The 23,566-nt window shown below is 62.5% G+C and carries 18 protein-coding genes; 5 read left to right on the top strand and 13 right to left on the bottom strand.

Annotated features, from left to right (window positions below; genetic code table 11):
* Positions 1–7 precede the first annotated feature (7 nt).
* The 8 genes from B9Z47_RS06445 to B9Z47_RS06410 form a co-directional block, all read right to left on the bottom strand.
* Positions 8–994, bottom strand: a complete 987-nt coding sequence (locus B9Z47_RS06445; RefSeq protein ID WP_108330420.1) for a type II secretion system F family protein — start codon at positions 992–994, stop codon at positions 8–10.
* A gap of 4 nt (positions 995–998) precedes the next feature.
* On the bottom strand, positions 999–2,318 hold the full coding sequence (locus B9Z47_RS06440; protein ID WP_369911905.1) for a CpaF family protein: 1,320 nt from the start codon (positions 2,316–2,318) through the stop codon (positions 999–1,001).
* A gap of 109 nt (positions 2,319–2,427) precedes the next feature.
* Positions 2,428–3,615 (bottom strand): AAA family ATPase, encoded by a 1,188-nt coding sequence (locus B9Z47_RS06435; protein ID WP_108330419.1) that lies wholly within the window; start codon positions 3,613–3,615, stop codon positions 2,428–2,430.
* Between the two features lie 12 nt (positions 3,616–3,627).
* Entirely contained in the window at positions 3,628–4,035 is a 408-nt protein-coding gene (locus tag B9Z47_RS06430) for a hypothetical protein (protein ID WP_108330418.1), read from the bottom strand.
* A gap of 14 nt (positions 4,036–4,049) precedes the next feature.
* On the bottom strand, positions 4,050–5,768 hold the full coding sequence (locus tag B9Z47_RS06425; protein ID WP_233253682.1) for a type II and III secretion system protein family protein: 1,719 nt from the start codon (positions 5,766–5,768) through the stop codon (positions 4,050–4,052).
* 59 nt (positions 5,769–5,827) lie between these two features.
* On the bottom strand, positions 5,828–6,679 hold the full coding sequence (cpaB, locus tag B9Z47_RS06420; RefSeq protein WP_199226283.1) for a Flp pilus assembly protein CpaB: 852 nt from the start codon (positions 6,677–6,679) through the stop codon (positions 5,828–5,830).
* Positions 6,680–6,707: 28 nt separating this feature from the next.
* Positions 6,708–7,250: a prepilin peptidase gene (locus B9Z47_RS06415; protein ID WP_108330417.1), complete on the bottom strand. Its 543-nt coding sequence runs from the start codon at positions 7,248–7,250 to the stop codon at positions 6,708–6,710.
* A gap of 31 nt (positions 7,251–7,281) precedes the next feature.
* Entirely contained in the window at positions 7,282–7,455 is a 174-nt protein-coding gene (locus B9Z47_RS06410) for a Flp family type IVb pilin (RefSeq protein ID WP_108330416.1), read from the bottom strand.
* A 439-nt stretch (positions 7,456–7,894) separates the two neighbouring features.
* Between B9Z47_RS06410 and B9Z47_RS18550 the strand changes: the two genes are divergently transcribed.
* The 5 genes from B9Z47_RS18550 to B9Z47_RS06390 all read left to right on the top strand — a co-directional run bounded on the left by B9Z47_RS18550 (position 7,895) and on the right by B9Z47_RS06390 (position 11,710).
* Positions 7,895–8,074, top strand: a complete 180-nt coding sequence (locus tag B9Z47_RS18550) for a hypothetical protein (protein WP_158271642.1) — start codon at positions 7,895–7,897, stop codon at positions 8,072–8,074.
* Positions 8,071–8,457 (top strand): TadE/TadG family type IV pilus assembly protein, encoded by a 387-nt coding sequence (locus B9Z47_RS18545; protein WP_158271641.1) that lies wholly within the window; start codon positions 8,071–8,073, stop codon positions 8,455–8,457. Before B9Z47_RS18550 ends, B9Z47_RS18545 begins: the two co-directional genes overlap by 4 nt.
* Before the next feature lie 10 nt (positions 8,458–8,467).
* Positions 8,468–9,526 (top strand): TadG family pilus assembly protein, encoded by a 1,059-nt coding sequence (locus B9Z47_RS06400; RefSeq protein ID WP_158271640.1) that lies wholly within the window; start codon positions 8,468–8,470, stop codon positions 9,524–9,526.
* A gap of 109 nt (positions 9,527–9,635) precedes the next feature.
* Positions 9,636–10,487, top strand: coding sequence for a hypothetical protein (locus tag B9Z47_RS06395; protein ID WP_108330413.1), 852 nt, complete (start codon positions 9,636–9,638; stop codon positions 10,485–10,487).
* Positions 10,488–10,654: 167 nt separating this feature from the next.
* Positions 10,655–11,710, top strand: a complete 1,056-nt coding sequence (locus tag B9Z47_RS06390; RefSeq protein ID WP_108330412.1) for a DMT family transporter — start codon at positions 10,655–10,657, stop codon at positions 11,708–11,710.
* Between the two features lie 19 nt (positions 11,711–11,729).
* Here the strand turns inward: B9Z47_RS06390 and B9Z47_RS06385 are convergent, their stop codons facing one another.
* The 5 genes from B9Z47_RS06385 to B9Z47_RS06365 all read right to left on the bottom strand — a co-directional run bounded on the left by B9Z47_RS06385 (position 11,730) and on the right by B9Z47_RS06365 (position 23,279).
* Positions 11,730–12,464: a hypothetical protein gene (locus B9Z47_RS06385; RefSeq protein ID WP_108330411.1), complete on the bottom strand. Its 735-nt coding sequence runs from the start codon at positions 12,462–12,464 to the stop codon at positions 11,730–11,732.
* A 16-nt stretch (positions 12,465–12,480) separates the two neighbouring features.
* Positions 12,481–13,725 (bottom strand): HlyD family efflux transporter periplasmic adaptor subunit, encoded by a 1,245-nt coding sequence (locus B9Z47_RS06380; protein ID WP_108330410.1) that lies wholly within the window; start codon positions 13,723–13,725, stop codon positions 12,481–12,483.
* Positions 13,722–15,965 carry a type I secretion system permease/ATPase gene (locus B9Z47_RS06375; protein WP_158271639.1) on the bottom strand — a complete coding sequence of 748 codons (2,244 nt, stop codon included), beginning with the start codon at positions 15,963–15,965 and terminating at the stop codon, positions 13,722–13,724. Before B9Z47_RS06375 ends, B9Z47_RS06380 begins: the two co-directional genes overlap by 4 nt.
* A 61-nt stretch (positions 15,966–16,026) precedes the next feature.
* On the bottom strand, positions 16,027–17,319 hold the full coding sequence (locus tag B9Z47_RS06370; RefSeq protein WP_108330408.1) for a TolC family protein: 1,293 nt from the start codon (positions 17,317–17,319) through the stop codon (positions 16,027–16,029).
* A 245-nt stretch (positions 17,320–17,564) separates the two neighbouring features.
* Positions 17,565–23,279: a DUF11 domain-containing protein gene (locus B9Z47_RS06365; RefSeq protein ID WP_146185769.1), complete on the bottom strand. Its 5,715-nt coding sequence runs from the start codon at positions 23,277–23,279 to the stop codon at positions 17,565–17,567.
* Positions 23,280–23,566 lie beyond the last annotated feature (287 nt).

Raw genomic sequence — 23,566 nt, 5'->3', positions numbered from 1 at the left:
CATGGTTTCAGACGCGGATCTGGATTAGCTTCCACATCCACAAGATGCCCAGGGCCATCAGGGTCAAGGACACATAAACAAGCTGCAGGCCCATGGGGTCTGTCCAGAGCTTGGAGACAAAGCCCGGGTTGAGCAGGCTCATGAAGGCGGCCAATGCAAAGGGCAGCACCGACAGCACCAGTGCCGAGATGCGCCCTTCGGCGGACAAAACGCGCACCACGCCCGCGATCTTTTGCCGCTCGCGAATCAGGTGGGCGGTGCTTTTCAGGATGTCGGCCAGGTTGCCGCCGGTTTCGCTTTGGATGACCACGGCCACCACAAAGTAGCGCACATCGTCGCTGGCGACCCGCACCGACAGCGCTTGCAGCGCCTGTGCCGTGCCCACGCCGAAATTGATTTCCTCGAACACGGTGCGCAGCTCGTGTGACAGCGGTGGCGGGCTGTCCTTGGCGGCCAACTGCAAGGCGCTGGTGAAGGCGTGGCCCGCCTGCATGGAGCGTGCAATCAGGTCCAGCGCATCGGGCAAAGCCGCAGCGATCTGCTTCATGCGTTGACTGCGGCGGTGCTGCAGCCAGGCTGCCATGGCCAAGCCGATGAGCATGGCTGCGGCCAGCATCAAGACGGGGGGCCATTGGAGGTGGCTGCCTGCCAGCAGGGCCAGCAGCACCAGGCCCAGGTACAGCGTTGCGGTTTGCGCCACGCTCAGGCGCAGGCCGGTTTGCAGCAAAAAATGGTCCAGCGCCTGCGTGCCCGGCATTTGGCGCAGCCAGCGGTCCAGTTGCGGCAGGGTGCTCAAAATCCGCTTGGCGCGCAGCTGCAAGCTCGGCTCAGCCGTCGCAACGCGTTGCAGTGGTTTCAGTCGCTGGCCCAAAGCGCGCTGCCTCGGGTCCAGGTATTGCCGCCACAAGCCGTGCAAGGCCCAGGCCAGCAAACCGATGCTGACGCTGGCCAGGCCCAGAAAGACCCAGTAACGCGTGTCCAGGTAGGTGTCCATGTGGTCAGTTCCAGCGGTGGGTGGGTTCAAACAGTTCGTCGCTCAAGGCGATGCCCCGGGTGGTCAGGCGCTGGGCAAATTTGGGCCGGATGCCGGTGGCCACAAACTGGCCTTGCACCGCCCCGTTGGCCGACAGGCCGGTTTGCTCGAATTTGAAAATTTCCTGCATGCTGATGACCTCGCCCTCCAGGCCCGTGATCTCCTGCAGGCTGGTGACTTTGCGCTGCCCGTCTGACAGCCGCGAGACCTGGATCACGACCGACAGGGCAGCACCGATTTGCTGGCGCATGGCACGCGACTCGGCTTTCAGCCCCGCCATGCCCAGCATGTGCTCCAGCCGGGTCAGCGCATCGCGCGGCGAGTTGGCGTGGATGGTGGTCATCGAGCCGTCGTGCCCGGTGTTCATGGCCTGCAGCATGTCCAGCACCTCGGCACCGCGCACCTCGCCCATGATGATGCGGTCGGGCCGCATGCGCAGGCTGTTGCGCAGCAGGTCGCGTTGCGAGATTTCGCCTTTGCCCTCGATGTTGGGCGGGCGCGATTCCATGCGCACCACATGCGGCTGCTGCAGTTGCAACTCGGCCGCGTCTTCGATGGTGATGATGCGTTCGTCGGTAGGGATGCTGCCCGACATCACGTTCAGCAAGGTGGTCTTGCCGCTGCCGGTGCCGCCGGAGACCAGCACGTTCAGCCGCGCCTTGACCAGGCCCTGGATCAGCTCGGCCATGCCAGCCGTGAGGGCGCCAAAGCCGATCAGGTCTTGCACCGTGAAGGGCACCACAGAAAAGCGCCGAATGGACAGCAGTGGCCCATCGATCGACAAGGGCGGGATGACCGCATTCACGCGGGAACCATCGGGCAGGCGGGCATCCACCATGGGGCTCATCTCGTCCACCCGCCGACCGATGCGGGAGACGATGCGGTCGATCACCCGCAGCAAATGGGCCTCGTTGTCGAACTGGATGTCGGTGGCCTCGATCTTGCCGCGCCGCTCGGCAAACACCTGATACGGGCCGTTGACCAGAATGTCTGACACCGAGGGGTCGGACAGCAAAGGCTCAATCGGCCCCAGGCCCAGCATCTCGTCCTGAATGGCCTGGATGATCAGCCGCCGCTCGGTTTCGTTCAAGGCCAGGTTGTGGGTGGTGATCAGGTTTTCGGTCAGCACTTTCAGCTCAGCACGCAGGCGCTCGGGGGGCATGCTTTCCATGCGCTGCCAATCCATCAGGGCCAGGATTTCCTGGTGGATCTGTGTCTTGATGTCGTCAAAGCGAAGGCCCGGTGTGCGTGCGCCATGGGCTGGTGTGAAGTGGCCATTGAGCAAGACAGCGGCGGGGGCCGATTTTTCAAACTGGGATCGCAAATTGAGGTTCACAAAACACTCCTGGGGTGGTGGACGGGTGGGGCAGGCCAAGGCGAGCCGAGCGCGTGGCTCAGGCGGCTTTGCCGATCCAGCGCTGCATCCAGCTGCGGGATTTTTGGGGCCGGGTGTCCAGCAGCGCACTGGTGGCCTCGCGCAGCGCCTGCAGCACCGCGTTGTGGTCATGCACCAAAGACAGGGCCTGGCCGGTGTGCATGGCTTCGCCCACCCATTGCGGTTGGTCGGGGATGGTTTGGCAGGCTTTGAGGCCCACGGCCTTTTCCAGCTCACTCAGGCTGACCCATCCGTCGGGGTCATAGCGGTTGACCAGCAAGCGCAGCTTGTCGTCGCTGTAACCCAGCGAGCGCAGCATGCCGATGAGCCGCTGCGCGTCGCGCACATCGGGGGTGTGGTTGTGCATCACGACATAGACCACATCGGCCATGTCCAGCACTTTGAGCGACAAGGCGTTCAGGTTGCGCGGCAGGTCGACCAGCACCTGTTCATGCTGCGTGCGGACCAGCGTCAGGACTTTGTCGATGTCCGCTGCGCTGATGGCCATGGCACTTTCCAGGTCATGGGGGGCGGCCAGCAGGTTGAGCCGGGCCGTGACTGTGTGCATGCAGCTGCTGAGCAATTGCGCATCGAGCCGGTCAATTTGCCGGGTCAGGTCGCTCAGGGTGTTTTTGTGGGCCCCACTGCTCAGGTAAAAGGACGCATCGCCGCATTGCAAATCCAGGTCGATGAAGGCGCATGGCCGTGCGTGTTCACTGGCGATGAGGTGGGCCATGTTGGCGGCCACAAAGCTGGTGCCGTTGCCGCCCTTGCAGCCCAAAAAGGCCACCAGGCGACCCGACGCGCTGGCCTTGTCCGGTGCCGCAGGCAGGGCCGCTGCGCTGCCCGACCAGCGGCGCAGGCTCTGCGTCAGCTCTTGTGGCTGGAGCGGCAGTGGCAAGACTTCGCGCACCCCCGCACGCATGGCGCGCATGAGCATGGCCTGGCTGCTGTCTTCGCTGAGCAACAGCACATTCAGCTGGGGCCGAGAAGGCAGCCATTTTTCCAGGGTCAGCAAGTCTTCGTTCAGGGTTTCGGCGGGGCTGTCGAGCAACAAGGTGCCGTGCTCCATGGCCCCCAGCAAAGGCCACAGGGCTTGTCCGCTTGCGCGCAGCACGGCGCTGTGCAAAGTCTGCTGGCAGCCCTGGGTGTGGCTGCGCAGGGTGTTCAAAAGCGTCTCGCTGGACGCGATGACCGAGATGGACATGGGGTGGACCTTTCAGCGGCTGCGTGTGGTGCCCAGACCGATGTTGAAAATCGGCGCGGGGGTGGGGGGGGTCTGAAAGCTTTCCTGATAGCGCTCGATGGCCGCCTGTGCGGATTGGCCATCGGTGTCCACGCTGGCAGGGTGGTGGCGCTCGTGCATGCCGGGCTGCATCGGCATTGGCATCGGCATCGGCATCGGCATCGGCATCGCGCCACGGCTGCGGTGAGGCATCTGGGCGGAGGTGTCGGGGTGCATCCTTTGATGCATGCCTGCGCGTTGGGTTTGCTGCGCCTGGGCTTGCCGCACGGCCATGCCAAAGTGCTGGTCGACCTGGGTGGGGGCGGTGTCACAGGCCGACAAAGCCAAACCCAGCAGGGCCAGGCTCAGGCCATTCAAAACAGAAATGCGGTGGGGTCTCATCGTGTTCTCCGGGCTCAATGGTGCTGGCTGGGGGCTGCAGGCGGCACGGCCTGTTGCGCGGGGGCGGTGGCTTCGGGGGTGGCGTCAGGGGCGTCGGTTTTGGCCGGTTCAGGGCTGGTGGGGCTGGTGGGGCTGGCGGGGCGGGCTCGGCCTTCGAGTTGACCATTCAGGAAAAACTCGCTGCGTGTGGGCTGGATGTACGCGTCGGTCGGCAAGGCATAGTCAGGCGGCAGCACTTTGGCCAGCCTGGGGGTCACCACAAACAACAACTCGGATTTGTCGGTCTGAAACGCGGTGCTGCGAAACAAGGCCCCCAGCACCGGCAATTCGCCCAACAGCGGAAAGGCCTTGATGGTTTCGGTCACATTGCTTTTGACCAAGCCGCCGATGGCAAAGCTTTCGCCATCGCGCAGCTGCACCGTGGTCGAAGCCCGGCGGGTGGTGATGGAGGGCAGCAAGCTGCTTTGGCCACCCAGGCCTTTGACGGTGGTGCCCAGTTGCGACAGTTCCGAAACCTCCGGCGTCACGCGCAGGTTGATCAGACCGTCTTCCAGCACGGTGGGCAAAAAGCGCAGGCCCACGCCAAATTCCTTTTCTTCCAGCGTGATGGTGGTGCCGCCCGAGGCGCTGGTTTGCGGCACGGGAATGAAGATCTTGCCCCCCGCCAGGAACGACCCCTCCTGGCCACTGATGGCGGTGATGGTCGGCTCGGCCAGCACCTTGACCAGGCCCTTTTTCATTTCGGCCGTGAGGGTGATGGTGCTCAGGCCGTTGGCGCGTGCGGCTGTCACGGCGGTCGATCCGGCGCTGAGCAGTTGCGACAGCAAGTTGACCGAGGTGTTGCCGATGGTGCGGGTGAGGTTCATGTCCACGCCCAATTCGTCCAGCAAAGTCTTGGAGACTTCGGCCACCTTGACTTCCAGCATGACTTGTTGCGTGCCGTGCACGCGCAGCAGGTTGATGACTTTCTTGTCGCCGTTGAAGGCCTGGGTCAGCGCCATCAGGCGTTGCACCTTCATGCCGTCGCTCACGCGCCCGCTCAGCACCAGGCTGTCGGCCACGGTGTCCACCCGCAGGTTTTCGGCACCGGGCACGTACTCGCGCAATTTGGCATGCAGCGCATCGGTGTCGGCACCCACGGTGATGTCGCGCAAGGTGGTGGTGCCTTGTGCGGTCCAGATGAGCAGGTTGGTTTGCCCGGACTTTTTGCCTAGCAGGTAAATCTCGCGTGGGTTGATCAGCACCACATCGGCCACGTCGGGGTTGCCCACCGACAGGCGAGCCGCATTTTCGGACAGTTGCAGCAACATCGACTTGCCCGCCGTCAGCCGCAAGGGGGGGGCCATTTTGACCGGGCCCTGGGTCTGGATGTCGGGCTGGCTGGACGACTTGGCGGCCGTGCGGGGCGCGGCCTTGCTCGCTGGACTGGCGCTGCTGGCAGGCGCGGGTGTGGCCGATGTTGCTGTGGCCGGAGTTGCTGTGGCCGCCCAAGCCATCTGTGGCGTGCACAAGCATGCGGCCAGGGCAAGGGCCAGCTGGGTGCTCAGCGCCGGGCGGCGGGGGGCAGGCCTGGCCTGGCGCTGCGCTGTGACCGCGCCGGTGTGGGATCGGGCATGCGGGTGATTGAGCTGGTGCGCGAGGGGCTGGGCGCGGTTGTGGGTGAAGGGGTGAGCGAGGTTGTGAGCGAGTTTTTGATCAAGGGGGGCCGGGGTGTCGATCAGGTGGAATGGCATGGTGCTCTCTTTGAAGTGGCGGTGGGTCAAACGCTTGGGGGCTGCAGCGTGGCGGCGCTTTATTCCTGTGACAGGGTCATGCCCCGGATGACTTCGAGTCGAGGGGGCTCGGGGTGGGCGCTGGCCTGCAGTGGGGCCGGTGTGGCCTCGGCGGCGGCTTTGCGCGGTGTGGGTCGCACGTAGGCGGTGCGCACGGCGGTGGCGGGAGCCGGGCTGGCCGATGATTTGGGCAACAGGTCCATCTTGCGAGCGCCATCGGTGAGCACGGTGCCCAGGTCGCTTTGGCTGCGCAACACCAGCGACAAGGTGCCGACACTGCGGGCCAGGTCAATCTGTTCGGCCTGCTGCGGTGTGACCTGCAAGGTCACGGCGTTGACCACACGGGGTTTGTTTTCGTTGCTCGACAGGTCCTGCGCCACGGCCAGCACCTGGATGCGTTCGATCACGATTTTGGACACAGGCTGGTTCTGGCTGTCGGGGGTGTTGACCATCACGTCCACGTAGTTGCCCGGCAGTGCAAAACCGGCCACGCCCACAATTTCATTGACCTTGACGGTCACGGCGCGCTGCCCCGGGCTGAGTGCCGACGACAAACCGCCCTTGTCACCGGCGGGGGCCAGCTTGCTCAACAGCAAGGGTTCACCGCGCAGCACGGGCACGCGGATGACCCGGTCCACCGCTTGGTTCAGCACGGTCAAGGGGTCTTTGATGGCAGCGGCTTTGGGCCAGGCGATGGTCTCCAGCATCTCGGGCAGCAAACGCGTGCCCATTTGCAAATCGCGTTTGGCCACCACCACTTGCACCGTGGCCGCAGCGCCTTGCTGCTGTATCCAGTGGGCGGCGTAGGCGGCGGCCGTCAAGCCCAGGACGAGGGCGATCAACAGCACCCCCAAGGGACGAATGGTTTTCATGGATGTCATCCTTGCAAAGTCATCAAGCTCATGAAGCAGGCCATGTGCGCAGCACATGGAAGCCCGTGCCCAGACCGATGGCCACGGCATAAGGCAGGCGTGTGGGGCTGAGTGGAAAGTGGATGGGGGTGTCCAGGTCGCCGTGCAGGCGGTTCAGCCACCGCAAACTCAAGCGAGATTGCAGGTGCTGCATCACCGTGCCCAGTTGCGAGGTGCACAGTGCCCAGGCAAAAGCCATCGCACCGCCCGCCAGCAAGACCAGCAGATTCACCCACAGCATGTCGGGGTGTCCTACAAACAGGCCTGTGGCTCCGGCGAGCTTGACGTCGCCCGCGCCCAGCATGCGCAGCAGATAGAACACCAGGAAACCGAAGAAGCCCACCATGCCCCCGGCGATGGCCGACCCCAAGCCAATGCCGTGCGGTGACAGTGACAGGCCCAGGGCCGTCAAGCCACCCCACAACAAGAGGTTGTTGGGAATTCGGCGCATCGCCACGTCATGCCACATGGCACCCACGAGCATGGTGCTCAGTGCGGCCAGGTGCGTCCAGTCAAACAGGGTGAGGGGCATGGGGTGCTTCGGTGCTGCAAAAAAATCAGGCTTATGCCAAAGCGGCGCTGATGGTTTCAAACACCCCTTCCAGTGCGCCACCCACGGCAGTGACCGGGATGATGATGGCCACGGCAATCAGCGAAGCCAGCAGGCCGTACTCGATGGCGGTGGCACCTTGTTCATCGGCCCAAAATGCCTGCAATGATTTGGAAAATTTGTTCATGATGAAAATACTCCTGAGTTGAAAAGTGAGATGAACTTCAAGCGTGTGGTGTCGCCGGGTTTGTGCAGCGGGTTGCTTCATTTCCCATCGGCACCTCACGCTTTGCATCGGTGGTGTTGTGGCACCACCGAACCTTCACTTTAGGAACATTGCCTGGCCTTGACTGTGGTGCACAGCACACAAGCACCGCAATCACACCAACATCGCATGCAGGTGAGACAGCGCACAAATCAAAGCGCTCGCGGCCTTTAAGGTCGGGGCTTTGCCACAGCGCTTGCCACACAACAAGCACCATTTGAGGAGCTCGTCATGCATGGGATATCGGTCGCAAACACAGGGGCGCTCAATCGGGCGCTTAATCGGGCGCGAGGACAGGCAACAGGGCATCCGGCGAGCCGTCAAAGGGGCTGGGTGCTGGTGCACACGGATGGGGAGGGCCATGGGTCAACGCATGGGCCAACGCATGTGCAAACTCAAGCGCAGATTCCAGCGCAAACTCAAGCGAAAATCCAAGCACAAACTCAAGCGAACAACGACGCTGGTGCAAGACGGCGTGTCCGTCGTCAGCACATGGTGCGGCCTGGTGCCAACCGACAAAACCAAACAGGGGCCGCGGTGATCGAGTTCGCGTTGATCTTGCCGGTGTTGCTGGTCTTGTTGATCGGCAGTGTGGATGTCAGCCTGGCTTTGTACGACAAGGCGGTCATCACCAACGCCAGCCGCGAAGGGGCCAGAGCGGGCATCGTGGCGCGCAATCCCAAACTCACCGAGGCCGAAATTCGGCAGGTGGTGCGGGACCAGACCGACCTGGCACTGATCCATTTCGGCCCCATCAAGCCCGTGCCCAACGTGAGTGTGGTGCAAAGCACCATGGGTGTTGACGCCAACACCCTGGACGTGACGGTGAGCTACACCTTTGAAGGCATTGGTTTGGGCACCTTGTTTCAGGCCTTGGGGCAACCTTGGGTGCTCACATCGAACACCGTGATGGTGCATGAGTGAAGGGCTCGCCATGAAAAAACAGATGCCGATCCGGTGTGCCGCTCAGCAAAAAGGCGCTGTGACTTTGCTGGTGGCCCTGACACTGCCCGTGTTGATGGGGGCCGCTGCGTTGGCGGTGGACCTGGCCTATTTGCATGTGGTGCGCAACGAGCTGCAAAACGATGCCGATGCCGCCGCGCTGGCCGGTGCCCGAACGCTTTACAAAAATGCCACCACCAGCCTGGACTGGGAGGGTGCCACGCAACAAGCCCAGCTGGCCATCGGCTTGAACCGCGCAGAGCGCCAACGCTTGACGGATGGCCAGGTTCAGGCGGGTTACTGGGACACCAGCCAGGCTGTACCAGGCTTGCAGTTGCTGCCCATGCTGCCCACCGGCAAAGATGCGCCTGCCGTGCAGGTGAGTGTGTCCAAAAGCGAGGGCCAAAATTTGGGGCCTGTGCGCACATTTCTGGCGGGCATCTGGGGCATTTTTTCCAGGCCCGTGCGGGCCACTGCGGTGGCGGGCGTGACCAGTCCGGGCAGCGTCAGTCCGGGCGGCGTGTTCCCGTTTGCCATGTCCGAATGCATGTATCAAAAATACTGGAATTCCACCACCTCGCCCGCAGGCCCGCGCATCGACCCGCTGACCGGCAAAGTCCATGTGTTCAAAGTCGGCTCGCTCTACCACTATGAAGGCTGCGATTCCGGGGAGTGGTCGCCGCTGGATTTCAAGGTGTCCGGGGCCGATGCGATTGACGACATGATCCAAACGGGCAACCTGGTCACGCTGGCTGTGGGCGATGACATCTGGGTGCAGTCCGGTGTCAAGAACAGCCTGTTTCAGGACGTTCAAAAATGCAGCGCGGCGGGCAACAAGTCTTGTGAATACGTGCTCGTGCCGGTGCTCAGTCAGGTGGTCAGCGGCAGCTTTTCAAGCATCCGGGGCTTTGCCTGCCTGCACATCCTGCGGGCTGTCGGGGGGAGTCAGAAATACATCGAGATTGAAATGAGCACGCAATGCAAATCGCCTTATTCAGGTGGCGTGGGCCCCAACTATGGCGTGGTGTCGCCACCGAGTTTGTTCCAGTGAGCCTGGCGCTTGCGCTGATGTGTGCGAGGCGATACAGACGCGTGCGCGCAATGTCTGGAGCATCCATGGGGGTTTCCCGTTTTCACCTCTATTTGAAAGAGAGCAATTGATGAGCCATGAGTTTGTTTGGAAAAATGGCCGGCGTGCTCAGCATGCTGCCTCGGCGGTACTTGTTGCGGCGATGCTGGCGGCCTGTGGCGGTGAGGGCGATGGCCTCATATCGGCCAACCGTGGCGCTGAAGTGCTGCTCAAGGGCCGCGAGGCCACGGTGGTTCAGGGCACGCTGGAGAGCGTCAAGTACCGCTTGACCTCGATGTCCTGGTCGGTCAGGCCCCTGGCCGCCACCAACCCGGTGTTGTCCCTGACCAACCAGGACTGTGCCATCGCCGTCAAGAACGACATGCTCACCCCGACGCTCGCCACCATCACCTCGCCAGCCGGCTCCGGGGGCAGCACCTGGCAATGCCATCTGGTGGTGTATGCGCAAGAGAACGTCACGGTCGATGCGGTGTACGAGTTGGTGCTGTCGGGTGTGAATGAAGCCGGGCAGACCGTCAGTTACCAGCGCACTTTGCGTGTCCAGCCCTTGACCGGCTTGACCGGTCTGGACCCGGACGCGGCTTACCTGCAGGATTTGACCATTCAGCCTGCCGCCTCGGTGTGCAGGCCTGGCTCGCCCATCCAGATGGTGGCGCAAGGCATTGACATCACCGACCCTGGTTTTTATTACCGTTGGCGCGTGGTGCAGGGCCCGGGGGTGGTGCTGGCCGGTGCCAACACGCCCACCATGGGTTTCAGCACCCCCATCGTGACCGAGCCCACGATCACGGTGATCCAGCTGGAGGCCAGCCGAAGCCCGCTGACATCGCAGACGCAGGCGCTGTACATGGCCACGGCCGTGGTCAATTCCGACCCGACTTACCCCTATCCTTTCTGCAGCTCGCGCCAGGAAGGCAATTGACATGAAAAACGTCACCGCCTGAAACATGCCAGGCGGTGGCGCTCATGCCTCATGCGGGCGGGCGCTGGGTATGATCGACATTTCACCGCACGCGACGGCCTCATGCGCCGCAGGGGTGGCCCTGTGGCCCACCTGTCATCGCGTCTCATGTCACAAGGCCAACCGCGATGTTCCGCAATTGCACTTACCCGGCGCTGAAAGGGGGACTGCTGGCTTTGCTGGCAGCGATCCTGTTTGGTTTGAGCACGCCCGTGCTGCAAAGACTGGGCCAAGGGGTGGGGCCGTTGTCGACCGCTGCCTTGCTGTATGTCGGTGCCGCTGGCGTGGCTTGGACTTCCCGGCGCTCGGCTGCCCGGGAGGCGGGCATCACGCGACAGGATGTGCCCAGACTTTTGGCCATGGCCGTGACGGGTGCCGTGATCGGGCCTGTGGCCCTGGCTTGGGGCCTGCAACACACCAGCGGCTCCAGCGCTTCCTTGATGCTGACTTTGGAGGCGGTCTTCACCGCCGTGCTGGCTTGGCGCTGGTATGGCGAAAGCATGGACAAAAGGGTGGCCCTGGCGGTGTTGCTTTTGTTGGCCGGCGGGCTGGTTCTGGTGATGGCACAAGGCGTTGGGGGGCAGGTTCGGCTGTGGGGTTTGCTGGCGGTGATGCTGGCCACCCTGGCCTGGGGGGTGGACAACACGCTGTCAAGGGGTGTGGCCGAGCGTGACCCGGCGCAAGTGGTGGGGGTCAAGGCGGTGCTGGGGGCGTTGTGCACGGGAGCCCTGGCCGCACTGCTGAATGAGCCCCTGCCCGAGGCCACGAGGGCGGCCGGCTTGTTGGCCGTGGGGGCCACGGGTTATGGTTTGAGTTTGCGTTTTTATTTGTTGGCGCAGCGCACGTTCGGCGCGGCGCGCACAGGTTCTGTTTTTGCATTTGCCCCGTTCATTGGGGCGCTGGGGGCCTTGGCCTGGGGTGAGCGCTTGGGCGGTTGGCCGATGCTGCTGGCGGGCGTGTTGATGCTGGCAGGTGTCGTGCTGCACTTGACCGAGGTCCATGCCCATGAACACACGCACGACATGATGGATCACGAACACGCACATCGGCACGACGATGGGCACCATGACCATGTGCACCAGCCGATGCCCGTGGGCATGCACAGCCATGGGCATGCCCACCAGCGATTGACCCACACCCACCCCCATGTTCCGGATGGCCTGCATGGGCACGGCCATGGGTGAAGACACCGGGGCGGTGTGATCAATCCCAGCGGCTGACGCTGCAGCACATGTTGTGCAGGTCGATCAACTGGCCATCTTGCAAGCGTTGTACCGAGTCGGTGTCCGGGGGCAAGGCCTGCACATCGGAGGCGCAGCCGATGTGCCCCGAGCCAACACCCCAAAACAGCGGCCTTTGGTGCTGTGCGGCGATGACGCGCAGGGGGTGGTCATGAAACATGACACCCAGCGCAAAGCAGCCTTTGAGCAAGCCCATGGTGCGCCGCACGGCCTGAACCGGATCGCCCGAGCCGGTGGCGTCGATCAGGTGGGCGATCACCTCGGTGTCGCTTTGGCTTTTGAAGGCGTAACCCCGGTCCTGCAAAGTCTCACGCAAGGCTTGCTGGTTGTGCAGGCTGCCATGGTGGACCACGGCCACCCGCGCTGGGCTGTTCAGAGTGGCCTTGGGGCCGTGGCTGAAATGGGGCAGGGTCTGGGGCAAGAGCCGGTTGCCTTGTGGGGGCAGTTGCCCCGTGTGGGCCAAACCGGCACCCGCTTGCAGCTGCGGCAAGGTTGCATCGACTTCTTGCAGACAGCCATCCGACACGCGGTGCGCCCAGCGTTGTCGGTGCAGTCCGGGGGCGACATCGGCGTGGCGGGCGAGTCCGTGCACCGCCAGGCCGCAAGCGTTGTCGCTCGGTCGGTCCAGTTGTTGCAAACCCCGAATCAACCGGGGAACGAGTTGGCTGCTAGAGACCAGTCCGACAATGCCGCTCATGATCGGGCTCCTGTGTTCAGCGTTCACGCAAGGCTTGCGTCATCGATTGCAAGGGCCGCAGCAAATACTCGAGCACGGTTTTCTGCCCGGTCTTGATTTCCACGGTGGCGGTCATGCCTGGGGTGGCGTTCATGTGCATGCCGTGGCGGTCCAGGCGCTGGTCAATGATGCGCACCAGGATTCGGTAATAACCTTCTTCCAGATCGACCGGCGCGTTGCCGGGTTTGCGTGGCTTGTTTTCATCGCGCAGGGTGTCGGGGCTGATGTGGTCGAGCACCGCGTCCAGACCGCCGTATTTGTTGAAATCGTAGGCGGACAGTTTCACGACGGCGGGCTGGTGCACTTTCAGGAAAGCCACCTCGGAGGGTTTGACGTAGGCCTCCACCAGCATGTCGTCTTTCACGGGCACGATTTCCAGAATGGTCTGGCCGCTTTGAATGACGGCCCCCAGCGTGGTCTGTTGCACGTTTTTCACGATGCCATCCATCGGTGCGCGGATCACGGTTTTCTTGAAGGCGTCCTCGCGGGCCAGGGTGTTTTCGCGGGTTTGCGACAGATCGGATTCCACCCGCACCCATTCGTTGCTGGCGTCGGTGAGGTAACGGTTGCGCCGCTCGGCCATGTGCGACTGCATGTCGGCGTATTGGCGCTTGAGGCGCAGCAACTCGACTTCGGACATCACACCTTGCTCCACCAAAGGCGTGGTCAGGCTCAGTTCTTGACTCAGCTGGTTCAGGGATTGCTGCATCGCTGCCATCTGTTCGTCCAGCGCCCGTTTGCGTGCATGGTAGGCCTGGGTTTCACGCTGCATCACACCGGGGGCGTTTTTCACATGCACCGGAAACTGCAGGGCCGTGCCGTAGGCTTCGGCTTGCAGGCGTGCGGCCTGCGCCGACAAGGCGATCCATTTTTCACGCGCTTCGCGGAACACTGGCCCGGAGCGCGCGTCGTCGATGCGCAGCAGGATCTGGTCCTTGACCACCACATCGCCCTCGCGCACCATCAACTCGGCCAGCACGCCGGAGTCCAGGCTTTGGATCACCTGTTCGCGGCTGGAGGGGATGACCTTGCCGGTGCCCCGGGTGATTTCGTCCAGGCTGAAGGTGGCCGCCCACAACAGGGCCGCCACCAGCACCATGGCCATCACCCGAACCAGGTTTCGGCTGGTGCGGCGTTCATCGTCTTCGATGCTGATGCCCTCGGGCAGGTGATGGGATGGGTTTTTTTTCTTGAAGAAGAACATCTGGATTCCTCCGGTCATCCAACAGCGGCGGTCGCTGTGGCAGGGTGGGGCGATGCGGCATGGGTGGTGGCTGCCGTTGCGGGGACGGGTGTGGTGACGGGTGTGGCAGCCTGGGTGGTGCCCGGTTGCGGCGGCACACCCACAGACAGTTTGCGCAGGACTTCTTCTCTGGGGCCTTCCAGCAAGATCTGGCCCTGGTCCAGCAGCGCGATGCGCTCGGCCCACACCAGCAGTTGCAGGCGGTGGGTGGACAGCACCAGGGTGCGGCCCTGCAGCCATTGGCCCAGCACGTCGATCACTTTGGCTTCGGTGGTCTGGTCCATCATCGAGGTGGGTTCGTCCAGAAACACCAGCGCCGGGTCGCGCAGCATCATGCGGGCAATGGCCAGCAACTGGCGCTGACCGCCCGACAGGCCGCCACCGGCTTCGGTCAGCGGCATGTCCAGACCGCGCGGGTGGCTGGCCACCATGTTGTACATGTCGAGCTTTTGCAGCACCTCGATGACCCGTGCATCGCTGATCCAGCTGTCCGACAGCACCAGGTTGTCGCGCAGGCTGCCCAGAAAAAGCTGTGCTTCTTGTCCCACATAGCCCAGGCGGCTGCGCAGTTCGGCCGGTTCGATTTGCTGCAGGTCCACGCCGTCGATCGAGACCCGCCCCCCCAGTGGCGTGTACAAACCTGCCAGCAGGCGCAGCAAGGTGCTTTTGCCGCTGCCAATGCGTCCCAGCAAAGCCAGGTGCTGACCGGCGGCCAGGTTCAGCGACAACTTGCGGATGACCGGGATCTGGTGCTCGCCGGGGTAGGCGAATTCCAGGGCGTCGGCGCGCAGCTTGCCTGCGATTTTTTCGGGCACCACATAGCGGCGTTCGCCATCGCGGTCGCGGGGGCGTTTCATCAGGGCGTCCAGCGTGTCCAGCGCGCTGCGTGCCTGCTGGTAGCGTGCGGCCAGGGCCATCACGCTGCCCAAGGGCGAGATGGCCCGTCCGGCCAGAATGACCGAGGCGATCAGGCCACCCAGCGTGAGGGTGTTGTCACCGATCAGGTACACGCCATACACCACCATGCCCACCGTCACCAGCTGCTGGATGGTGGCGGTCAGGCCCAGCATCAGGTTGGTCAGCGACCGGATTTTTTTGTACGAATCGGTGGTGGCCAGGTTGGCGTTTTCCCAGCGCCGTTGCAGGTAGCTTTCGGCGTTGTGGGCCTTGAGCATTTCCAGGTTGAGCAGCGACTCGACCAATACGCTTTGCTTGTCGCCGCTTTCCTTCATGTTCTCGCGCATGGCGCGCATCAGCGGCTTTTGCGCCCACAGGCCCACGATGACCAGCAGCGGCACGGCCGCTGCTGGTATCCAGGCGATGGGGCCGCCGATGATGCCAATCAGCACCAAGAACATCAGGATGAAGGGCATGTCCACCACCAGCACCATCGAGGCAGAGGACATGAAGTCGCGCAGCGATTCGAAGTCTCGCATCGAGCTGGCAAAGATGCCAATCGACTGTGGCCGGTGCTCCAGCCGGATGGCCATGATCTCGCGCAGCAGCATGGCGTTCAGGCTCAGGTCGGCCTTGCGACCGGCCAGATCGACCAGCCTTGCCTTGAGCCAGCGCGTGCCGAACTCCAGCAAGATGGCCACTGTGGTGCCAATCGCCAGGGTCCACAGCGAGGTGTAGGCCTGGGTGGGCACCACGCGGTCGTACACGTTCATGGCGAAGAACACCGCCGCCAGGGTGAGCACATTGGCCACCACGGCGGCCATCATCGACTCGATGTAAAACCCCTTGTAGCGCCACACCGTGTTCCAGAACCAGGCCAGCGCCTCGCCTTGGAAGGGCACCAGTTGCTGGGCCGAGTTTTGTGTGGCGGCCTTGACCACCAAAATTTCGCCGTAGCTCAGGCGTTGCAGCTCGTCCATGGAGATGGCGATCTCGTTCATGCCGGTCTCGGCCACCAGCACCTGCGCGGTTTGTCCGGCCACCGACAAGAGCACGGCAGCGCGGCCATCGACCAACGGCACGATGACGGGCAACACATAAGAGGGCAGCTGCTTCAGGTCGGTGCGTGACCAGACCGCGATCATGCCGTGCAACCGGGCCAGGTCGGGGTAGGCATTCATGGGGATGCGGCCTTCTTCGTCCACCGCAAAACCGGCGCGCAGGGCCGACAGGTGCACCTCGCGGTCAATCCGCTTGGCGGTCAGGGCCAGGCAGACCAGCAAGGGGTCACGTTCGGGCGGGCTGGCAGGCGATGAGGCCATGGTAGGTGGGCTGCGCAGTGGGGTTGCATCCAAGGGGGAAAAAGCAAGTTGGTCCATGGGGTCACTCGGGTTGTGGGGTGGTGTCTGCTGGCTGTGCTGCGCTGGCCGTTGTGGTCAGCGCGTAGGCGTTGGCCAGCTGGCCCAGACTGGCCAGAATGCGGGCCTGCGACAGGCGGGATTCGTGCAAGGCCGTGGCCGCGTTGCTCTGGTAGGTGAACAGATCGCTTTGGATGTTCAGCAGGTCCAGCAAGGCGCGGCGTCCCACACGAAACTGTTGACCGTAGCCACGGGCGATGTCTTGTGCGGTTTGGGCTTGTTGTTGTCCCATGTCGGCACGGTGGGTGGATGACAGCCAACTGGCCCAGGCGGTTGTGAGCTGTTCGTTCAGGATCAGGCGGGTTTCTTTCAGGTCGGATTCCAGCGCTTGCAGATTGGCGGTGGCCGTGCCTACGGCACCCCGTGTGGTGCCGCCATCGACCAGTGGCAGGTTCACTTGCAGCTGCGTGACGTATTTGCCTTCGGCCAAACCCACAGTGGTTGATTTGGCGTGGGTCAGGTTGACAGTGGGCGCGTGTTGGGCTTGGGCGTAGCGCACACCGGCCAGTGCGGCTTCGCGCTGCGCCAGCATCCGCGCGATCACGGGGTGTTGGTCGTCCAGTGCAGCCTGTGCCTGTGTCAGCGTGGCATAGGGCACGGGTGGAAAAAACGACAGACCACTGGGTTCGGCGGGGGCGGGGGCCATCAGCATGCGTGACACGCGCTCGGCGGCCACGGCCATCTCGGTTTCACTTTTGAGCAAGACGAGTCGGGCGTTGTCGTGACGCACTTGGGCCTGGTTCAGGTCAATGCGCCGGCCTGGGTCCACCTGAGTGATGGTCTGAAAATCGCGCAGAATTTTGTCGTGGGTGTTCAGGTTTTCCTGCGCCAGGCTCACCATGTTCTTGTGGTGTGCCCACTGCAGGTAGGCTTCGCTGCTGAGCAGCGCCACGTCGTCGCGTGTGATGTGTTCCTGTTTCTGGCTGGCTTGTGCCAGGGCTTCGGCGCGTTCGACATCGGATTGGATGCGTCTGCCCGACCAGAGGTTCAGGCTCAGCACCGGTGTCTGCACCCAGCGGTTGGGCAGGTCATGGCTGCGGTAATCGCTGTAGGTGCCTGACCATGACAGCTGTGGCCAGTGCGCGCCTTTGGCGCGTGTGATGTCCGATTGGGCCGCTTCGGTCCGGGATGTGGCCGATGCGATGCTGGGGTAGTCGGCCAGCGCCTTCAAAACGGTTTCTTGCAGACTTTGTGCACAGCACCAAGTCGGCAGCAGGGCCGCAGCCAGGCACCATGTGCGTGTTGTTGAAAGGGGCATAAACCTCCTGAGATTTTGTAAATCAAATGACGCGACACCGATGGCCCTGTACCCACTGCGGTCTGTGACACAGCTTAGGAAGAGATGGCCGTGTCTGCCATCCTTTGAAACCGATAGGCGGGGCTACTGACAAATCGGTAGCACATGAAAAAATGGGTAAGCCGCAAGGCTTACCCGTTTCGTTTCAGGCCCTCAACAAGGTGTCAAGGGGCATCGTGCTTCAGTCACTCAGTCAGTCAGTCACATCAGACACCCAGGTAGTAGGCGTTGTCGATGTCCAGCACCGTGGGCATCGATGCCACCGACACCGCCGCATCGCCAGACTGTTGACCTTCAGCCCATGCAGCACCCGTGAAGATGAACTCTGCAGAGGCACCCACAGCCAGACTGCCGAACGAGTAAGCGGTGCCAGCCGCAGCGCCGTTCAGGTCATACACGGCATCGGTGAGTGAGACGTCGGCCAGTGTGATGTTGCCGCTGTTGGTCACGGTGTAACGGAACTGCGGATCAATCCCCGAGGCCGACGACAGCAACGGGCCTGTGGGGCCGTTCGCATCGTCCCAGGTCACGCCGTTGTCCACCGACACGTACTTGGTCAAGTCAATGATGGGCTGGTAGACCACCGTGACGCCTTCCGAGTCCGTGAACACCGGTGTTTCGCTGGTGTCGGCGGTGGCGGTGTTGATCAGCACACCGTCGCCTCCGGCGTTGCTGTCCAGGTCAGCCTGGGTCAGCACGTAGCTGGAGGTGTAAGTGACTGTCGCGCCGGGGGCCAGCGAAGCCAGCGACTCGCTCATGCCGGTGAGATCGTCCACCACCGTCAGATTGGTCAGTGTCACGGTGCCCGGGTTGTTCACCGTGAAGACATAGTTCACCACGTCACCTGCCGCATCGGCCAAGGCGTTGCCATTGCCACCGTCGATGCTCAGGATGCCTTTGTTGAAGTCCATGCCAATGGTGCGCAGCACAGGGACCGATTCGATGTCACTCACAGACGTGGTTTCAGCCGAGTCCGCCACCGCCACGTTGTCAATGTAGCCATCGCCACCGCCGTTGTTGTCCAGATCGGACTGGGTCAGCGTGTAGCTGGTCAGGTAGGTCTGGGTTTGTCCGGGTGCCAGGGTCAGGTTGTTGACGGCCAGGCCGGTCAAGGGTTCCGCAATCGACACCTCGGTCAAGGTCACGTTGCTGGGGTTGGCCACCACGATCCGGTAGTTCAGCACATCGCCCACGGCATCGATCAGGTTGTTGCCGTTGCCGCCTGTGACGTTCAAGAACGTCTTGTCAAGGTAAAGCACCGGAGACCGGATCAGTTGCACGGTTTCGTTGTCGAAGCCCGGGAGCGTCTGGTCCGAGTCCACCACCGTCGCGTTCTCAATGTAGCCGTTGCCGCCGCCATTGGTGTCCAGATCGGCCTGGGTCAGTGTGTAGCTGGTCTGGTACAACTGGTTGGCGCCAGGTGCCAAAGAAGCAATGGTTTGACTCAGACCGGTCAGGTCATCCAGCACGGTAACGTTGGTCAAGGTGACGGTGCCTGCGTTGTAGACGTTGATGGTGTAGTTCAGCAACTCACCGGCTTGGTCGGCAAAGCCGTTGTTGTTGCCCCCGGTGATGCCCGAGACGTTCTTTTCCACGCCCAGGCCAATGGTGCGCAGCAAAGGGGTGGACTCGGTATCCGACAGCTCAGCCGTCTGGTCGGAATCCGCCGTGGCCGTGTTGTCGTGGTAGCCGTCGCCATCGCCATTGCTGTCCACATCGGCCTGGGTCAGGGTGTAAGACGAGCTGTACACCGCGCTTTGACCGGGGGCCAGTGTCACGCCATTCACATTCAGACCGGTGGAGAGGTCCACCACCGACACGCCTGTCAAGGTGATGCTGCCTTCGTTGGTCACAGTGGCCGTGTACTGCAGTACATCGCCTGCAGCGTCCGCAACGGCGTTGCCGTTGCCGCCTGTGATGCTCACCAAAGACTTGTTCAGCGACAGCGAAGGGCGTGGCAGCACCTGGATGGGCTCCATATCGCTCACGGCAGCGGTTTGCGCGCTGTCGGCAGTGACGGTGTTCTCCACATAGCCATCGCCTCCACCGTTGCTGTCCAGGTCTTGTTGCGTGAGGATGTAGCTGGTGTTAAAGGTCTGGCTTTGTCCGGGTGACAGGGTGACGCCCACCACATTCAGGCCGGTCAGAACGTCTGAGACGGTCACATCGGTCAAGGTCATGTTGCCCGGGTTGGACACCGTGATGGTGTAGTTGACCGCATCACCCGCTGCATCGGCGGCGGTGTTGCCATTGCCGCCGGTGATGCTGGCAATGGCTTTGTCCAATGCGATGGCAGGGGCCTGTTCCACGGCCACCGATGCGTCATCGGTGTCAGGGCCGGTCTGATTGGAATCAGCGGTCGCGACGTTGACGATGGGTGTGCCCGCGTCGATCTCGTCTTGCGTGACGACATGGCTGGCTGTGTAGGACCAGGTCTCGCCTACATCCAGCTCGCCATCGGCCGAAGCCGCGTCGGCCACCAAGGTCAGGTTGCTGATGAATGGGTCGGCTACGGTGACGCCTGTCAAGGTTTGATTGCCCGTGTTGCTCACAGCGATGGTGTAGTCGATGACTTCGCCTGCGGCATTGGCAGTGCCACCAGCAACAGCAGCGTCCTTGACGATGTTCAGACCCGGAGTCTGTTCCACGGTCACGGATGCATCGTCGGTGTCGGGGCCGGTCTGATTGGAATAAGCGGTCGCGACGTTGACGATGGGTGTGCCCGCGTCGATCTCGGCTTGTGTGACGACATGGCTGGCGGTGTAGGACCAGGTTTCGCCCACATCCAGTTCGCCATCGGCAGAAGCCGCATCGGTCACCAGCACGAGGTTGCTGATGAAGGGGTCGGCGACGGTTACACCGGTGAGCGTCTGGTTGCCCGTGTTGCTCACAGCGATGGTGTAGTCAATCACTTCACCAGCGGCGTTGGCGGTGCCACCAGCAATAGCAGCGTCCTTGACGATGTTCAGACCGGGAGCCTGTTCCACGGTCACGGAAGCGTCGTCGGTGTCAGGGCCGGTCTGATTGGAATCAGCGGTTGCCACGTTGACGATGGGTGTGCCCGCGTCGATCTCGGCTTGCGTGACGACGTGGCTGGCGGTGTAGGACCAGGTCTCGCCTACATCCAGTTCGCCATCGGCAGAAGCCGCATCGGCCACCAGTACGAGGTTGCTGATGAACGGATCGGCCACCGTGACACCAGTCAGGGTCTGGTTGCCCGTGTTGCTCACAGCGATGGTGTAGTCGATGACTTCACCAGCGGCGTTGGCGGTGCCACCAGCGACAGCAGCGTCCTTGACGATGTTCAGACCGGGAGCCTGTTCCACGGTCACGGAAGCGTCGTCGGTGTCAGGACCGGTCTGATTGGAGTCGGCTGTGGCGACGTTGACAATGGCAGTGCCCGCGTCGATCTCGGCTTGTGTGACGACATGGCTGGCTGTGTAGGACCAGGTCTCGCCTACATCCAGCTCGCCATCGGCCGAAGCCGCGTCGGCCACCAAGGTCAGGTTGCTGATGAATGGGTCGGCTACGGTGACGCCAGTCAAGGTTTGGTTGCCCGTGTTGCTCACAGCGATGGTGTAGTCGATGACTTCGCCAGCGGCATTGGCAGTGCCTCCGGCCACGGATGCGTCCTTGACGATGTTCAGACCTGGAGTCTGTTCCACGGTCACGGATGCGTCATCGGTGTCAGGGCCGGTCTGGTTGGAATCAGCGGTCGCGACGTTGACGATGGGTGTGCCTGCGTCGATCTCGTCTTGCGTGACGACGTGGCTGGCGGTGTAGGACCAGGTCTCGCCCACGTCCAGTTCGCCATCGGCCGAAGCAGCATCGGCCACCAAGGTCAGGTTGCTGATGAACGGGTCAGCGACGGTTACACCGGTGAGCGTCTGGTTGCCCGTGTTGCTCACAGCGATGGTGTAGTCGATGACTTCACCAGCGGCGTTGGCGGTGCCACCTGCAACAGCAGCGTCCTTGACGATGTTCAGCGCAGCGGCTTGCTCCACGGCCACAGAAGCGTCATCGGTGTCAGGACCGGTCTGGTTGGAGTCGGCGGTGGCGACGTTGACGATGGGTGTGCCTGCGTCAATCTCGGCTTGCGTGACGACGTGGCTGGCGGTGTAGGACCAGGTCTCGCCCACGTCCAGTTCGCCATCGGCCGAGGCAGCATCGGTCACCAGCACGAGGTTGCTGATGAACGGGTCGGCTACGGTGACGCCTGTTAAGGTTTGGTTGCCCGTGTTGCTCACAGCGATGGTGTAGTCGATGACTTCGCCAGCGGCGTTGGCAGTGCCTCCGGCCACAGATGCGTCCTTGACGATGTTCAGCGCAGCGGCTTGCTCCACCATCACAGAGGCATCGTCGGTGTCAGGGCCAGTCTGGTCCGAGTCGGCTGTGGCAACGTTAACAATGTAGCCGCCAGCGTCGATGTCGGCCTGGGTCACCACATGGGTGCCAGTCCAGGTCCAGGTTTCGCCCACGTCCAGTTCGCCATCGGCCGAAGCCGCATCGGCCACCAGCATCAAATCGCTGATCATCGGATCGCTGACCGTGACGCCGGTGAGCATCTGGTTGCCGGTGTTTTGCACCGTGATGGTGTAGGTGATAACTTCACCCACCACGTTGGCCGTGTCACCGGGGACTGCTGCATCTTTGACGATGTTGAGCGAGGGCATCAGTTGCTGGTTGCCGAAATTCACATCCATGACCTTGGGGTGCATGGCCGTGATCACAATGCCTTCAGGATTCACGCTGGTTTGAATCCAGCCGGTTTGCTGGACTTCACGCACCACATAGGCGTCGTTGTCGGGGTCCATGGGGTCAGCATCGGGCGTGACCGAGAAGCTGTAGCGACCCTCGGCATCGGTGACGGCAGAGCGCTCTCCTGCATCCAGCACGCCATCGGCATCCTGGTCCAGGAAGATGGTCCAGCCCGCCATGCCGACCTCGTCGTCCGCAGTGCCCAGGGTGTTGTCGGCACCGTCGGCATCGCGCAGGCCGTTGCCGTCCATGTCGTTGAACTTCATGCCGCTGATTTCGCCATCAATGATGGCCGAGGGCATGAGTTGAATCGAGGTGGCACCTTTGCCACCGATGTCCACCGTGGTCTGCAGCGAGCCGCCGGTCCAGGCTGTGGCACCCAGTGTTGCGCCAAGACCCTGGTCGGGTACATCCCCTGGGGCGGCGATCATCATGCCGTACTGGATTTCGGCACCGCCACTGGATGTGGTGGCTCCGGTGTAGGTGAAGGTGATGGTGACGTGGCCATCCATGGTGCCGCCGCCACGGGTGGTGTAGCTGACATCGCTCACGCCGGTGATGTTGGCGTTGACAGTCTGGAAGCTGCCCAGCATGCCGCCACCGTTGGTGAAACTGCCGTCATCTGTGGGGGCCGTGCCTGCAAAGTTCGTCGGGTCTCGGTCCACGTCGGGCGTGGTCATGAACAGGAAACCACCGGCGTTGGTGCCCGCCTGGTAGTAGTTGTAGGTCACATTGAACGAGTAGCTCTGGCCATTGACCAGGGGCTGGCTGTTGCTGGCCTTGTAGTAGAAGACGTGGGGCACGACTTCGCCTTCGAAGTAGTCTGATTTGCTGTCCGACAGGATGTTGTTGTTCCAGTCGGCCGATGTCCCTTGCGCGGCATCGCCATCGGCCCAGTGTTGGTAGACCTTGTTCACGCTGGACGATGCCGCTGCCTGGACGGTAGGCGCATCCGCCAGCACAGCAGCGCTGGTGCCTGCCGAGGTGCTCGGGCTCTGCAGAGCTGAGGCAACTGGTTTGCTGGTCGCCATGGGTGACAAGCTGACGGCATGGTCCTGAACGGCCAAAGCATTGACTTGACCGACAAGCGATTCGGAACCTTCATCATCATTGAGGGTGTCGCGGGAGAACGGGTTTTTCCCGGAGGTGGATTTTTTAGCCATGGTGAACTCCAAAATGCCAACCATTGCGATGGCTGACGTGTGTTGATGGACGACCCCTTTGGAGGGGGCTGTAGACATTTTTTCTGCAGCCTGCTCATGGTGTGTTCATCCATGTTCTGAAGCCATCCCACAGAAGGTTTGTTTTAGGCAGATCACAGGGGCTATCCCGGCGATAGGTATCGAATTCGGTGTGGCTGTGTGCTGCTGTGATGATTTCAAAAAAAAGGGGCCTGTCTTTTCAGACAGACCCGCTTTGTACACCGCGCAAACCGGTTGCTCATGCGCTG

This window comes from Limnohabitans sp. 2KL-1, from assembly GCF_003063435.1.
In the GTDB taxonomy this organism is placed as follows: Bacteria; Pseudomonadota; Gammaproteobacteria; order Burkholderiales; family Burkholderiaceae_C; genus Limnohabitans_A.
Note: the sequence above shows the minus strand (reverse complement) of the source record. Positions and strands in the feature narration are given on the sequence as shown.